The following is a 13,591-nucleotide window of genomic DNA, read 5'->3' on the forward strand; positions in this document are numbered from 1 at the left end:
TAATCTCTCCCTGCCCTTCAAAGAAGGACCTTGTTTAATAATTAGCTATAACTTATTCCTCTGCTTCTCAGCATTTCTGCAAGCTTCCTCCTCGCTCTCATAAACTGGGTCCGGGAAGTATTCTCACTAATCCGCAAAATGTGCGAAATTTCTTTATGATCGTACCCCTCTAACAGGTACAGCGTCAGTACTACGCGATAACCATCCGGAAGCTGTTGGATGGCCGCCCGTACCTGCCGCACCTGCATTTCCATTTCCTCATAATCAGGGATTTCCGTATCCGGGATAGCTTCCACATCTGTGTCTTCAATTGAGATTAATTCCATCTTGCGCTTACGCAGCTGGCTAATCGATTTGTTGATAACAATCTGTTTCATCCACAGTCCGAAGGTAGTTTCCCGCCTGAAATCCCCAATTCGGCCGAATGCATCGATGAATGCCTCCTGTAAAACATCTGCCGCTTCGTCCTCGTTATTTAGTATGCGCATAGCAATGTTGTACATGGCCCTGGAGTAGAGTTTGTACAGATCGTTATGTGCCTTCCTACTACCATTTCTGCACTCGACAACCAGGTCGTAGTGCTGATCTACGTAAACAGCTTCCAAATTTTTACGCTTTTCTTAGTTAATAGACGCGGGCATTTTGCCGACGTTGCATGTGTTTGAGAAAATATCAATGAATATTCACATTTTAGGTTTAAAGAAGGATTTAGCATACTTCTTGACTAGACCTTGCATGGACTTCAGCTATTTAAAGATAAGATACTTTTTGGGCTAATAATCTAATGAATAAAGGATTGGACTGAGGAGATTTGAATGGAGGAGACGAACTGAGTTTAATAAATATATCGTGAAATAATTAAGATCTTGTGGGGGTTGCGCCCTTGGGGGCGCCGGGCTCTCCGCTTCAATCTTTTTTCTGCGTTGCAGAAAAAAGTATTTTCGCTTCGATCCCTAACCCGACTAAACGCTGTGTCAACAACCTGGGTTCTTATTTATTTTTATCTTATTAGGAGTTTGGTGTGCTTCTATATAGGGTCTTTATAGCGACCTTATAGGGACCTTATAGCGAATGTAGCAATAGTATAGCACCGGTCAAGCAACGCCCTACCGACGCTTGATCAAGCCTTGGGTTATTGACTAAATCTAAACAGGGCATTATCTATCTTATCAATTGCATTTTTCAACCTTTCCTCGTCCGAACCTGAAATCAAATGATAGTCCGCATCAAGGGCTTTGAGTTCCTTATGCCAGACGTCCATAAAATATTCGCGCATATGGGGAAAATCACGCAGAGGATCGTCCTGCCAGGGAAGATCGATATCCATAAGTAAATAAAGATCATAGGGATGTCTTAGCAGCTCGTCCAGCACTTCTTGCGGTGTTTCGCCGAACACGTGGTCGCTCCAGATTTTAACGGTGATAAACGTGGTATCGCAGATCAGGACATGATTAGCTTGGGGAAGTATTTGCTTTTCAAGCTCTAATTGTCCACGGAACATATTGATCTCATCCTGCCAGGTGCAAGGTTCAGTGAGTGCGGCACAATATTCCCTGGCGTACTCCGGAACCCAGACGGTGTTGTAGTGGTCAGCAAGCTGGGCTGAAATTGTGGACTTGCCGGTGGATTCCGGTCCTACAACAGCAATTTTCTTTATGATGTTCTCTTTCATCATTTTCCCGCCGGTACTGTCTTTCTCAATTGATACTCCTTGCGCCACTCCCAATATCCAATTGCCGCTATATATATATAAAGAGCGTACATTCCAGCAGTCAGATGCAGATCTTTTACAATGTACACTCCTACATATATCACATCAACAAATATCCAGATCAGCCAGTTTTCCATCACCTTGCGTGCCAGGAATATTTGTGCGACCAGGCTACAGGCCGTGCAGAAACTATCAATAAAGGGAAAAGAAGCGTCAGTACGCTCATAAAGGAAAAATCCGATCCCGGCGGTAAAGACAATGATTGATATTAGGGAGAGAATTGCTTCCTTCCTTGTGATTGAACAAACCGGAGTCTTGGGGCCATCATCTCTGCTACTCCAGAAATACCATCCATAAAAATTCATGATCAGGAAATAAACTTGCAAACCCATGTCGGCATACAACTTCGCATCCCAAAAAATGAAGATGTATATAATAACACTGACAATTGCAAAAGGCCAGCTCAATATTTTGTTCTTTGCCGCGAGATAAACGCAAAGGGTCCCGGTTATTACGCCCGAAGTTTCAAGAAGGTTCTGGCTTTTAAACCACTCGGTAATTGTATCTGCCAGGCTGATGAGAATCATTGATCAAATATAGGATTTTGCTTCAATCCACCCTCTGCCCCCGCCAGCGGGAGATAACGGGCGCCTTCGTTAAGTGTGGAGATTCCTTTTCGCCCAGCATCCTATTCATCCTATTATCCTACGAATCCTATTCCAGACAATTCTTCACCCAGCATCCTATCATCCTACGAATCCTATTCCTATCGAGCCGTATTCGGAGCCACGCTAAATCCTAAGCTTGTCTTTAGACTCACATCCGCGTTAAGCGTACTTCTTAGTATATACTCCATCCTCACTCTTACTGTAGATCCTTTAATGTATTCATCGAGCAATTTCGAATTATCGATATCAAGCATAATACTACTTCCAACAGAAGTTCCAATATCGTCTCTTGATGCTACCATCACTTCAGAATTACTATCACCACGTGATATGTACATCCTGATTGTTTTGAAAGCACCCATATTCTGACCTGATGGGGTTACTGCATCAATGCGGGCTGAAGCGATTCTCACATCTTTAATAGCATCGGTATTAGAACCCTGGCCTGTAAATATCTGATCGAAACTGCTTGCCTGGCTCGTTGAAGAAAGAGTAGTGTTTACTCTGCTGGATCCAGGCACAAGTATAGTTGCTGTGTAAGGAAATGATGAGCGTACGATTGATTGCACCGTTGCACATCCTGTCATAATACTAGCTATGACGATGAGAGTTAAAATTGTTTTTTTCATTATTTTATAGTGTTGATGGTCTCACGAAAAGCGGGACAAATTTGTTTATTTATTCTCGCAAAATACGTTCCAATACTTTTAAAAAGAAATGGATTTAATCATTAAGCCGTGAACATCTTAATGACCCTTTCATAATCAGCTAAATAATTCGTTCGCCGCGCCACTTTTTTTCCCTAATACTCCCAATAAATATATAACTTTGCATCCCGACAAAGCAGCCGGGATTTTGTTCCACAGCATAGCAATCTCGGTACGTAGAGTCGTATTCACGCTAAAACACGTACTATGCCATTAGACACCTCCATCAAATCAGTTTTAATTATCGGTTCAGGTCCAATTGTAATCGGCCAGGCATGTGAGTTTGATTATGCTGGTTCCCAGGCTGCCCTTTCATTAAAGGACGAGGGAATTACAGTCTCCATTATTAACTCGAACCCTGCAACAATCATGACCGACAAGGTAATTGCGGATCACGTGTACCTATTACCTTTAACATGCGAAAGCATTGAGCAAATTCTGATTGAGCAGCAAATTGATGCAGTTCTTCCAACTATGGGTGGCCAAACTGCCCTAAATTTGTGTATTGAAGCAGAAGAAAGGGGAATCTGGGAAAAATATAATGTCCGTATTGTTGGTGTTGACACTGCTGCGATTGAGAAAACTGAGAATCGCGAGGAGTTTAGGAAACTGATGGTAGAAATTGGAATTGGAGTTGCGAAGTCGAAAATAGCCAACTCTTTCCTCGAAGGAAAAGAAGCTGCTCAGGAGATCGGATATCCACTTGTGATACGTCCATCATACACGCTTGGAGGGTCAGGGGGTGGATTTGTTCACAGAAAAGAAGATTTTGACCAGGCATTAAGCCGTGGCCTGCAGGCATCGCCGACCCATGAGGTACTTGTTGAAAAAGCGGTTCTGGGATGGAAGGAATACGAGCTAGAGTTGCTTCGAGATGGAAATGATAACGTTATCATTATTTGTTCAATTGAGAACTTTGACCCAATGGGGATTCATACCGGAGATTCCATTACGGTTGCACCTGCAATGACCCTGAGCGACAGATGTTACCAGGACATGAGGAACCAGGCGATAAAAATGATGCGTGCCATCGGAAATTTCGCCGGTGGTTGTAACGTTCAGTTCTCGGTTAATCCTGCCACTGAAGATATAATTGCGATTGAAATAAATCCGAGGGTTTCTCGCTCTTCGGCTTTAGCTTCAAAAGCTACTGGATATCCCATCGCTAAAATTGCTGCCAAGCTCGCGATAGGATATAATCTGGATGAGATAGAAAACCAGATCACAAAAACAACTTCCGCTTATTTTGAGCCAACACTGGATTACGTAATAGTAAAAATTCCAAGATGGAATTTCGATAAGTTTAAAGGCGCGAACACAGAGCTCGGCCTCCAAATGAAGTCAGTAGGTGAAGTGATGGCAATAGGACGGACCTTTATCGAAGCTCTGCAAAAAGCCTGTCAGAGTTTAGAGACAAACCGCTTAGGGTTGGGAGCTGATGGTCGCCAGAGCCGGAACCTTGAAGAGATCATGCATAGCCTTGAACACCCGAGCTGGGACAGGCTTTTCCACATTAAGGATGCTATGAGTTTGGGGGTTCCTTTGGAATCTATCAGAAAAATCACTCATATTGATAAATGGTTCCTGACACAGATCCAGGAACTAGTTACTCTCGAGGCCGAATTAAAACGTTATTCACTGAATAATATCCCTACAGATTTTTTCATCAACCTGAAACAAAAAGGTTATGCTGATGCCCAGATTGCATGGCTGCTTGGGAATGTCACTGAAGATGAAGTTTACAATCGCCGGAAGGAATTAAAAATTAAGCGCGTCTATAAAATGGTGGACACCTGCGCAGCGGAATTCCTTGCAAAAACTCCTTATTATTATTCAACCTTTGAGGATGAAAACGAATCCATTGCTAGTGATAAAAAGAAAATCATTGTTTTGGGCTCAGGGCCAAATCGTATTGGCCAGGGAATAGAATTTGACTATTCATGTGTTCATGGTCTGCTTGCCGCGAAAGAATCTGGCTATGAAGCAATCATGATCAATTGTAATCCTGAGACGGTTTCTACAGACTTTAATATGGCTGATAAGCTTTATTTCGAGCCTGTATTCTGGGAGCATGTCAGAGAGATTATAGAGCTTGAAAAACCCGAAGGCGTAATTGTTCAGCTTGGCGGTCAAACGGCTTTGAAGATGGCCCAAAAGCTCCACGAAAATGGCATCAAGATCATAGGTACTTCGTATGATAATATGGACATCGCCGAAGATCGGGGACGCTTTTCTGATCTTCTGAAAGAAATGGATATCCCTTACCCTCTGTATGGGGTTGCAGAAAGTGCTGAAGAAGCGCTGGAAGTTGCACATAAAGTGGGTTATCCTGTATTGGTTCGCCCGAGTTATGTGCTGGGTGGCCAGGGGATGAGTATTGTGATCAATGATGAAGACCTGGAAAAAGCGGTGGTTAAATTATTGAGAAACCTGCCTGGAAACCGCGTCTTAATCGATCATTTCCTTGATAGAGCTGAAGAAACTGAATCAGATTCAATTTCCGATGGAGATGAAGTTCATATTATCGGATTAATGGAACATATTGAACCTGCCGGAATTCACTCAGGCGATTCATTTGCTGTACTTCCTCCGTTTAGTCTTCCGGAGAGCGTAATTAACGATATGACGGAATACAGTAAGAGGATAGCAAAAGCTTTAAATGTCCGCGGCCTTCTGAACATTCAGTTTGCTGTGAAGGATAACAAAGTATATGTAATTGAAGCAAATCCACGCGCTTCCCGCACGGTTCCGTTCATTGCAAAGGCGTATGATGTCCCTTACATTAATATAGCGGCTAAGATCATGCTGGGTGTCAACAAACTTAAAGACTTTACAATCGAGCGAAAACTGAAAGGTTACGCTATTAAGGAGCCTGTTTTTTCCTTCGATAAGTTCCCTGAAGTTGAGAAACAATTAGGACCGGAAATGAAGTCAACAGGAGAATCGATTAGGTTTATTAAAGATCTTGAGGATCCGTATTTCAGGCATTTGTATAAAGAGAAGTCGATGTACTTGTCGAAATAGGATTAAGGAGCAAAGAAAAAAGAGGAAAGACAATGGCCGTCGGATTATGATCTGGCGGCCATTTTTGATTTGGAGGATTTTGGACAATCAGCTAACATACAGTAAACGCATATTGAAGACAGATCGTTGTCTGAATCGACACTTGTCTTTGCTCTTTGCTCCTTGTTCTTTACTCCCTATCCTAATTCACAACCGCCACTCCCTTTGCCTCAAAAGAAATTTCAGCCTTCGGGCTAACGATTGCTGCAATTTCTGCCTCACTTTTACCGCCATCTTTTGCGTAATGCTGAAGTTGTTCCACTGAGGTGGTATCAACGTAAGCATAACCGTCTATAATAACTTCTTTACCTGCTAAATCTTTAGCTACAAAGAACTTATAATCCTTAAAAGTAATCCGCATATCTTCACCATTGGCCATTTTCATGGTCATCCAGCATCCCTTTTCCTGACAAACTTCGGCAACTGTTCCCCGCACTTTCATGTCGCGTTTATTTTCACCCTTCATCGCTGTTGTAACTGCGACAACTTCAATGTAATTATCATTTAATACGGAATCCCCATAAACCGCACTCGATTTAAGATTTTCGGTAGAATGTAATTCAGTGTCGGGTGCAGAATTACAAGCTGCCAAAATTGCTATAGCACTAATAAACAGTAGGATTTTTTTCATAGGATATCGTTTTATACAAAATTGGTAAAAATTATCGTTAATAGATAACTGTGGTTTAATGGTATCGGAGTCAAGAATCGAAGTCGGAAGTCGGAAGTCTTAACAGGGCGAACTAGTCGGAAATACCTTCAGGCTTCCCTACCCGAATAAAGCATGAAATACCTCTTCCACTTTAGCGACAGTGAATATCTCAATTCGATATTTCTTCCAGTTTAAGTCATCATGAACTTTTTTACCGGCTGGCAGATTGTACTTAGAGATAAAGATTTTTTCGAAACCGAGCTTCTCCGCCTCTGCTATCCGCTGTTCGATGCGGTTGACAGCCCTGATTTCACCTGAGAGACCAACTTCAGCTGCGAAACAAACCTTTGTGTCGACAGGCATATCTTCGTGAGATGATATTATAGCTACAACTACCGCAAGGTCTATAGCCGGGTCTTCCACCCGCAAGCCACCTGCTATATTTAAAAATACGTCCTGAGTGCTTAGTTTAAAGCCGCACCTTTTCTCAAGAACAGCAAGCAGCATATTCATCCTTTTGGTATCAAAACCAGTGGCAGATCGCTGAGGTGTGCCGTATGCTGATACGCTTACCAGAGCTTGAGTTTCGATGAGCATTGGCCTCAGGCCTTCAAGTATAACAGATATTGTTATCCCGCTAAGGGGCTCATCTCTTTGCGACAGAAGTATTTCGGATGGATTAGACACCTCACGCAGTCCGCTCCCCAGCATTTCGTAGATACCAAGCTCTGAAGCAGAACCAAAGCGGTTTTTAACAGCTCTCAAAATACGATAGACATGATGTCTGTCGCCTTCGAATTGTAACACTGTATCCACCATATGTTCGAGAATCTTCGGGCCGGCAATCATGCCGTCTTTAGTTATATGCCCGATAAGGAATACAGGTGTTCCACTTTCTTTTGCAAATCGCAACAATTCCGCTGTGCATTCCCTAACCTGAGAAACACTTCCTGGCGTGGATTCGATATGGGCAGAATGAAGAGTTTGAATTGAGTCGACCACTACCAAATCGGGTTCCAGAATTTCAATTTGTTTAAATATATTTTGGGTAGAGGTTTCTGTCAGGATATAAGTTTCGGCCACTCCAGGAAATTTCGCCCCATCTTTTCCAGGAACATTGATCAATCGTTCAGCACGCATTTTTATCTGCTGTTCGCTTTCTTCTCCAGAAATATATAATACTTTCAAGCCTGGCAGATTGATAGCTACCTGAAGCATTAGGGTTGATTTGCCAATTCCCGGCTCACCGCCAATAAGAACAATTGATCCGCTAACGATCCCCCCGCCCAACACACGATTGAGCTCGCTATCCGGAGTTATCATCCGATTTTCTTCCGAATATATTATCTCATTTAATGCCGAAGGTTTATTGGAACGCTGCGTGCTGGTAGATCCGCTTTTCCAGTCAGGAACAGAGACATTGCCCTTTTCAACTATCTCCTCAACAAAAGTATTCCATTGGTTACACGAAGGACATTTGCCCATCCATTTGGCGGATTCATTGCCACAACTCTGACAAAAATATGCGGTACGTGTTTTGGCCATGGGGCAAATTAGAGAATTAGCAAATGAGTAAATTACAGAATTAGCAATTTAGTAAATGTGCGGACCAATATTCACGTCTGCACATTTACTAATTTTCAAATTTGCTAATTTCCTAATTATAGTTTTATTTCTTCCTCTTTGGAATTGAGAAAGTGGAACTCTGTAAGATAATAGGATGGAGATGGTTTTACTGTAATCCACTTATTGTATTTGAAGAACCACTTCCACTGACAAGAATACAATCCTTTTTTAATATAAGCCTCTATGTAAGGGTGAACACATAAAGTAACGTTCTTCTCGTTCTGTTCATTAAGGATATAGTTCAGGTTGTTTTCAATATCGTCCATTAGGATGATACTTGCTTTAATCTCACCTGTTCCATCGCATGCCGGACATTTCTCATTGGTTACAATGTTCATCTCTGGTCTTACCCTTTGACGGGTAAGCTGGACCAATCCAAACTTACTCGGCGGAAGGATAGTATGCTTTGCCCGATCCAGAAGCATTTGCTCTTTCAGATAATCAAAAAGTTCCTTTCTGTTCTGGGGCTTATGCATATCGATAAAGTCGATAACCACAATTCCACCCATATCACGAAGACGTAGTTGACGTGCAATCTCCTTTGCAGCCTCCATATTGATCATCAGGGCATTTTGATCCTGATTCTCAGTATTGGCTGTTCGGTTACCGCTATTCACGTCGATTACGTGAAGCGCTTCTGTGTGTTCAATAACCAGATAAGCTCCTCCAGGAAGATTTACTGTACGACCAAAAGCAGATTTAATTTGCTTCTCTATACCGAAATGTTCGAAGATTGGCTCTTTTCCGCGATATTGCCTTACAATCTTATCCATTTCCGGAGAGATTTCATGGACATAGGTCTTGATCTCTTCATATAAAGAGGGGTCCTGAATGTGGATATTTGTAAAATCAGCATTCAGTATATCCCTAAGAATAGTAGAAGTCCGGCCCATTTCCCCCAGAATCTTTTTTGAAGGCTCGGTATGAGGAAGTTTTTTAGAAAATCTTTCCCATTTATCAATTAAGTCAAGAAGATCTTTCTGCAGTTCTTCTACACCCTTTCCCTCCGAAACTGTACGGATTATCACTCCAAAATTCTTCGGCTTTATACTTTCGACTATCTTTTTAAGGCGGTTGCGTTCTGTATTGCTCTTGATCTTTTTCGATATCGATATAACATCTGAAAAAGGCACAAGAACAGAGAAGCGGCCAGCTATCGATATATCGGAGCTTAAGCGCGGGCCTTTCGTTGAGATAGGCTCTTTAGCAATCTGAACCGGAAGCAACATGTTCCGGCTTAATAATTCTGAAATTTTACCTGACTTGTTAATGTCGGCTTCCAGTCTGAAACTATTTAGCAGTTTATCTCTATAACTGCCGTTCTTTACAATCTTGGTTAGCTTTAAAAGCGACTGGACCTGAGGCCCTAGGTCAAGATAATGCAGAAAAGCATCCTTTTCATAGCCTACATCTACAAATGCAGCATTCAATCCGGGCATGATCTTCTTGATCTTACCCATATATATATCGCCAACAGCATAATTGTTGTTGACCTGCTCTGTGTTTAGTTCTACAAGTTGCTTGTCCTGCAGTAAAGCAATAGTAACCCCGCTAGGGGATGAATTGATAATTAATTCCTTTACCAATAGCTACTGTTTAAGATGCCGTTGAACAACGGCATACGTTTATACAAGGACTAAATTGAAAACAAACAGAAAATAGTCAACCTCCAGCGCTTAAAGCGGGGAGGTTAGCTATTTTCATATGTCATAATAATCATTTGAGTTGAAACTCAGACAATTAAGCTGACTATTTTTTCTTATGTCTGTTTTTTCTTAAACGCTTTTTACGTTTGTGGGTAGCCATTTTATGTCTTTTTCTTTTCTTACCGCTTGGCATAATTTTGTTTTTTAAAATGTTTTATAATTTAATTACTTAATTCGTTCACTTTTCGATCAACAAACTGGCTCATATTTGGGTCAGCAGCAATCTCTTTTGTTTTTAAATAGGCTCCAATAGCATCAGATTTCATACCCATATTTTCATAGCTTGATGCAAGGTAAAACCATGCTTCTGCCGTTGGAGCTTGTTCGATTACAGTTTTAAAGCGTTCAACGGCTTTTTCATACTGGCCCGACTTCATTGAGAATAATCCTAAATTAAGATTAGCCTTTAAATTCTTGGGATCGTTCTTAACAACCTCTAATAATAATTGGATTCCCTGCATCGGATTTGGGGTACCGGTGACATAGGCTATTCCTAAACCTGTTTTAACTTCAGGTGTATTCGGTTGAAGCTTATCCGCTTCCTTGTAGGCCTGAATAGCCTTTTGCACAAGTGCAGGCTGCATCAAGGTATCAAGGGTTTGTTGATAGGCATCAGTAAACTTATCGCCAGCTTTTAGCCAGGGAGTATATCCAGGTTCTTTCTGCGCTATAAGTTCATAATAAAATGCTGCGGGAGCAGCCTGGTTGAGGTCATCCCATTGTTGGGCCAATTTCCTCTGCAATTCTACCTTTTCGTTTTCAGAAGCGCTTTTAAGCTCTCCTTCCAGATCAGAAACCTGTTTATTAAGGTTTGCCGTCAATGTCTGCTTTGAGATCTCAGAAACATCTTCTAAACTGTAGGTCTTAACCGGAGCAGCTGCCTGACTTGCAACTGGGGCGTTTCCAGATTCTGCGTTAGGTTTAACGAGGCCCTGGATATCCATAGATAGCATAAACCCCATCAAGATAACCGCTGAACCTACTACTAAGACTTGTTTTTTGTTTAACATTTCTGACCTAGAAATTACTTATTGCCACTTTTAACTTTTTCAACAAAAACTTTTGCTGGCTTAAAACTTGGAACGAAATGTTCCGGGATAATAATTGCCGTATTTTTTGAAATATTACGTGCAGTTTTCTTTGCTCTCTTCTTTACAACAAAGCTCCCAAATCCTCTCACGTACACATTTTCACCACTCACCATAGAATTTTTTACCACTTTAAAAAACGCCTCTACAGCCTCTTGTACATCTACTTTTTCAATTCCTGTCTTGTTAGCGATTTCTGTAATGATTTCTGCCTTGGTCATGTCTGTATCTTTATAAATTTATTGTAAAAACTTAACTGTTTTGGGGTTGCAAAAGTATTGGTTTAAATTGAAAGTGGGAAATAAATCTGCTTTTTTTTAAACCAAGTAGCTATAAAACAAATAGTAAGATACTTTTGCAGGTGAAAAATTGTTAATACTTGGTTCTTACATGGATTTCGCCCAGACAATAATAAATTGGTATCAGAAGTATAAACGGGATTTACCCTGGCGACATACAAGCGACCCCTATGTGATATGGCTTTCTGAGATAATAATGCAACAAACCCGTGTGGAACAGGGAACCCCATATTTCGATCGTTTTGCGGAAAAGTATCCGACTGTCGCTGACTTTGCTTCGGCCGAGGAGGGGGAAATCCTAAAACTCTGGCAGGGATTAGGATATTATTCGCGCGGACGCAACATGCATCACACAGCTCAAATGGTCATGGAGGAACATGGAGGCTATTTTCCAAGTGACTATAATTCGCTTCTTAAGTTAAAAGGGATAGGGGAATATACCGCGGCCGCCATCTCTTCTTTTTCTGCAAATGAAGCCCGGGCTGTGGTAGATGGGAATGTGTTCAGGCTTCTCGCCCGGTATTTTGGAATCGACATTCCCATCAATTCGGGAAAAGGAAAAAAGGTTTTTACGGAGCTGGCTAATGAACTTATCGATAAGGAACAGGCAGGAATATACAATCAGGCCGCTATGGAATTTGGGTCGCTGGTATGCAGGCCGAAGAAACCTGATTGCCCCATATGCCCGCTCAAAGCAGGCTGCACAGCATTCCGCACCGGGCTGATTAACGCTTTGCCAGTCAAAATAAAAAACCAAAAAATTCGTGAAAGATACTTTTACTACATAGTTGTCATAGGTAAGAATGGTATACTGATGAATCAAAGGGGGGCTAAAGACATTTGGGAAAACCTATATGAACTTCCTTTATTTGAAACTTCAGCATTAGTAGATGCCGGCAGCTTGATAGCTCAGAAAAACTTCATAAATAGTTTTGGTTCTAAGGTTCATTTAAAATCAGTGACAGGCCCGATCAAGCATATCTTAAGTCACCAAAAGCTCTTTGCTACGTTTATTGAAATCGAATATAATCAAGAACAATTTGTGCCGGACAAAAATTGGAAGTATGTGAAATTTGAGGATTTGGAAAAATTAGCCCAACCGAAAATAATTTTCCAATTTCTGGAAAATTTCTTTATATTGAAGGACAGAATATTAACCTAGGAATAATATGTCAGGCATTAACAAAGTAATCCTGGTGGGACATTTAGGCAAGGATCCTGAAGTCCGTCACCTGGAGGGAAACGTAACTGTTGCTAGTTTTCCGCTGGCAACTTCAGAAACCTATAATAAGGATGGGCGCAAAATTGAACAGACCGAATGGCATAATATAGTTATGTGGCGGGGCTTAGCGGATGTTGCATCCAAATATCTTCAAAAGGGGAAACTGGTTTACATCGAGGGTAAATTAAGAACCCGCTCCTTTGAAGACAAAGAAGGACACAAAAAGTATACAACTGAAATAGTTGCTGAAAACTTCACCATGTTGGGAAGGAAAAGTGATTTCGAAAATGGTCATTCGGAAACTAATGCTGCTACTCCAGCTAAAACCGAAGAAGAACAGCCCATGAACTACTCCCAAACGACGGGTGCGGGTGCGGGGGATGATCTACCGTTTTGAAAAGCTGGTCATTAAAATACATTTTTTTATTTAAGATTGCTTTCAGGAAGTAATCAGAGGATTGTTTTGGAAAAATGTACCCCGCTTAAGGTCTTGACTATCGGTTTTTTGGTTCCTGGTTCCTGGTTCTCTGGAGGTCGGTTGGTGCCTATTTACCCATCTCCATATAATCCAGAGTCAATCCTGTTAAAGTTTTTACTCCCAATTTAAAAGAGCTTTCATCAATAAAAAAATCCGGAGTGTGATGTGAAGGTGCTGTATTCGGATCCTTGCCCTTAGTCATCCCGCCAAGGAAGAAAAATAAGCCCGGCACTTTTTCCTGAAAGAAAGAAAAATCTTCAGCACCTGTTACCGGCGGTACTACATTAACATTGGCCGTCCCTGCAATTCTTTGAAGAGAGGGTAACATCTTTTCCGTTAAGGCTGGGTCATTATAAGTTACGGGGTAGCTG

The 13,591-nt window shown here is 41.5% G+C and carries 13 protein-coding genes; 3 read left to right on the plus strand and 10 right to left on the minus strand.

Translation table 11 applies throughout. The features are described 5' to 3' along the window. Window positions 1-41: 41 nt before the first annotated feature. The 4 genes from WBJ10_RS11605 to WBJ10_RS11620 all read right to left on the minus strand — a co-directional run bounded on the left by WBJ10_RS11605 (window position 42) and on the right by WBJ10_RS11620 (window position 3,008). Window positions 42-605, minus strand: a complete 564-nt coding sequence (locus WBJ10_RS11605) for an RNA polymerase sigma factor (protein ID WP_424290461.1) — start codon at window positions 603-605, stop codon at window positions 42-44. A 527-nt stretch (window positions 606-1,132) separates the two neighbouring features. Next, entirely contained in the window at window positions 1,133-1,672 is a 540-nt protein-coding gene (locus WBJ10_RS11610; RefSeq protein ID WP_424290483.1) for an AAA family ATPase, read from the minus strand. Then, the gene (gene pnuC / locus WBJ10_RS11615; RefSeq protein WP_424290463.1) at window positions 1,672-2,298 is read right to left on the minus strand and encodes a nicotinamide riboside transporter PnuC; all 627 of its coding nucleotides are present in this window, start codon (window positions 2,296-2,298) and stop codon (window positions 1,672-1,674) included. Before pnuC ends, WBJ10_RS11610 begins: the two co-directional genes overlap by 1 nt. 179 nt (window positions 2,299-2,477) lie before the next feature. After that, complete coding sequence (locus tag WBJ10_RS11620; protein ID WP_424290465.1) at window positions 2,478-3,008, minus strand: hypothetical protein; 531 nt, start codon at window positions 3,006-3,008, stop codon at window positions 2,478-2,480. Window positions 3,009-3,293: 285 nt separating this feature from the next. On the opposite strand from WBJ10_RS11620, the gene carB reads away from it, so the two are divergent. Continuing rightward, window positions 3,294-6,110: a carbamoyl-phosphate synthase large subunit gene (gene carB, locus WBJ10_RS11625; RefSeq protein WP_424290467.1), complete on the plus strand. Its 2,817-nt coding sequence runs from the start codon at window positions 3,294-3,296 to the stop codon at window positions 6,108-6,110. Between the two features lie 181 nt (window positions 6,111-6,291). Here carB and WBJ10_RS11630 read toward each other — a convergent pair whose 3' ends face one another. The 5 genes from WBJ10_RS11630 to WBJ10_RS11650 form a co-directional block, all read right to left on the minus strand. Next, entirely contained in the window at window positions 6,292-6,780 is a 489-nt protein-coding gene (locus WBJ10_RS11630) for a DUF4920 domain-containing protein (protein WP_424290469.1), read from the minus strand. 138 nt (window positions 6,781-6,918) lie between these two features. Then, window positions 6,919-8,346 (minus strand): DNA repair protein RadA, encoded by a 1,428-nt coding sequence (gene radA / locus WBJ10_RS11635; protein WP_424290471.1) that lies wholly within the window; start codon window positions 8,344-8,346, stop codon window positions 6,919-6,921. A 116-nt stretch (window positions 8,347-8,462) separates the two neighbouring features. Next, the gene (locus WBJ10_RS11640; protein WP_424290473.1) at window positions 8,463-10,013 is read right to left on the minus strand and encodes an Rne/Rng family ribonuclease; all 1,551 of its coding nucleotides are present in this window, start codon (window positions 10,011-10,013) and stop codon (window positions 8,463-8,465) included. 281 nt (window positions 10,014-10,294) lie between these two features. Next, entirely contained in the window at window positions 10,295-11,143 is an 849-nt protein-coding gene (locus WBJ10_RS11645; protein ID WP_424290475.1) for a tetratricopeptide repeat protein, read from the minus strand. Between the two features lie 14 nt (window positions 11,144-11,157). Further along, on the minus strand, window positions 11,158-11,442 hold the full coding sequence (locus tag WBJ10_RS11650) for an HU family DNA-binding protein (RefSeq protein ID WP_079702858.1): 285 nt from the start codon (window positions 11,440-11,442) through the stop codon (window positions 11,158-11,160). A 169-nt stretch (window positions 11,443-11,611) separates the two neighbouring features. On the opposite strand from WBJ10_RS11650, the gene mutY reads away from it, so the two are divergent. Then, the gene (gene mutY / locus WBJ10_RS11655; RefSeq protein ID WP_424290477.1) at window positions 11,612-12,682 is read left to right on the plus strand and encodes an A/G-specific adenine glycosylase; all 1,071 of its coding nucleotides are present in this window, start codon (window positions 11,612-11,614) and stop codon (window positions 12,680-12,682) included. Between the two features lie 7 nt (window positions 12,683-12,689). Continuing rightward, window positions 12,690-13,139 (plus strand): single-stranded DNA-binding protein, encoded by a 450-nt coding sequence (locus WBJ10_RS11660; RefSeq protein WP_424290479.1) that lies wholly within the window; start codon window positions 12,690-12,692, stop codon window positions 13,137-13,139. A gap of 148 nt (window positions 13,140-13,287) precedes the next feature. On the opposite strand, the gene WBJ10_RS11665 is transcribed toward WBJ10_RS11660, so the two are convergent. Further along, on the minus strand, window positions 13,288-13,591 hold a 304-nt coding region (locus tag WBJ10_RS11665; protein ID WP_424290481.1), incomplete at its 5' end, for a M20/M25/M40 family metallo-hydrolase.

Origin of the sequence: Daejeonella sp. (genome assembly GCF_049655485.1) — a bacterium.
Lineage (GTDB): Bacteria > Bacteroidota > Bacteroidia > Sphingobacteriales > Sphingobacteriaceae > Daejeonella.

Coding starts and splice junctions, on each gene's coding strand:
- WBJ10_RS11610 (WP_424290483.1), bottom strand. CDS start 1,672: ATGAAAGAGAACATCATAAAGAAAATTGCTGTTGTAGGACCGGAATCC.
- pnuC (WP_424290463.1), bottom strand. CDS start 2,298: ATGATTCTCATCAGCCTGGCAGATACAATTACCGAGTGGTTTAAAAGC.
- WBJ10_RS11620 (WP_424290465.1), bottom strand. CDS start 3,008: ATGAAAAAAACAATTTTAACTCTCATCGTCATAGCTAGTATTATGACA.
- carB (WP_424290467.1), top strand. CDS start 3,294: ATGCCATTAGACACCTCCATCAAATCAGTTTTAATTATCGGTTCAGGT.
- WBJ10_RS11630 (WP_424290469.1), bottom strand. CDS start 6,780: ATGAAAAAAATCCTACTGTTTATTAGTGCTATAGCAATTTTGGCAGCT.
- radA (WP_424290471.1), bottom strand. CDS start 8,346: ATGGCCAAAACACGTACCGCATATTTTTGTCAGAGTTGTGGCAATGAA.
- WBJ10_RS11645 (WP_424290475.1), bottom strand. CDS start 11,143: ATGTTAAACAAAAAACAAGTCTTAGTAGTAGGTTCAGCGGTTATCTTG.
- WBJ10_RS11650 (WP_079702858.1), bottom strand. CDS start 11,442: ATGACCAAGGCAGAAATCATTACAGAAATCGCTAACAAGACAGGAATT.
- mutY (WP_424290477.1), top strand. CDS start 11,612: ATGGATTTCGCCCAGACAATAATAAATTGGTATCAGAAGTATAAACGG.
- WBJ10_RS11660 (WP_424290479.1), top strand. CDS start 12,690: ATGTCAGGCATTAACAAAGTAATCCTGGTGGGACATTTAGGCAAGGAT.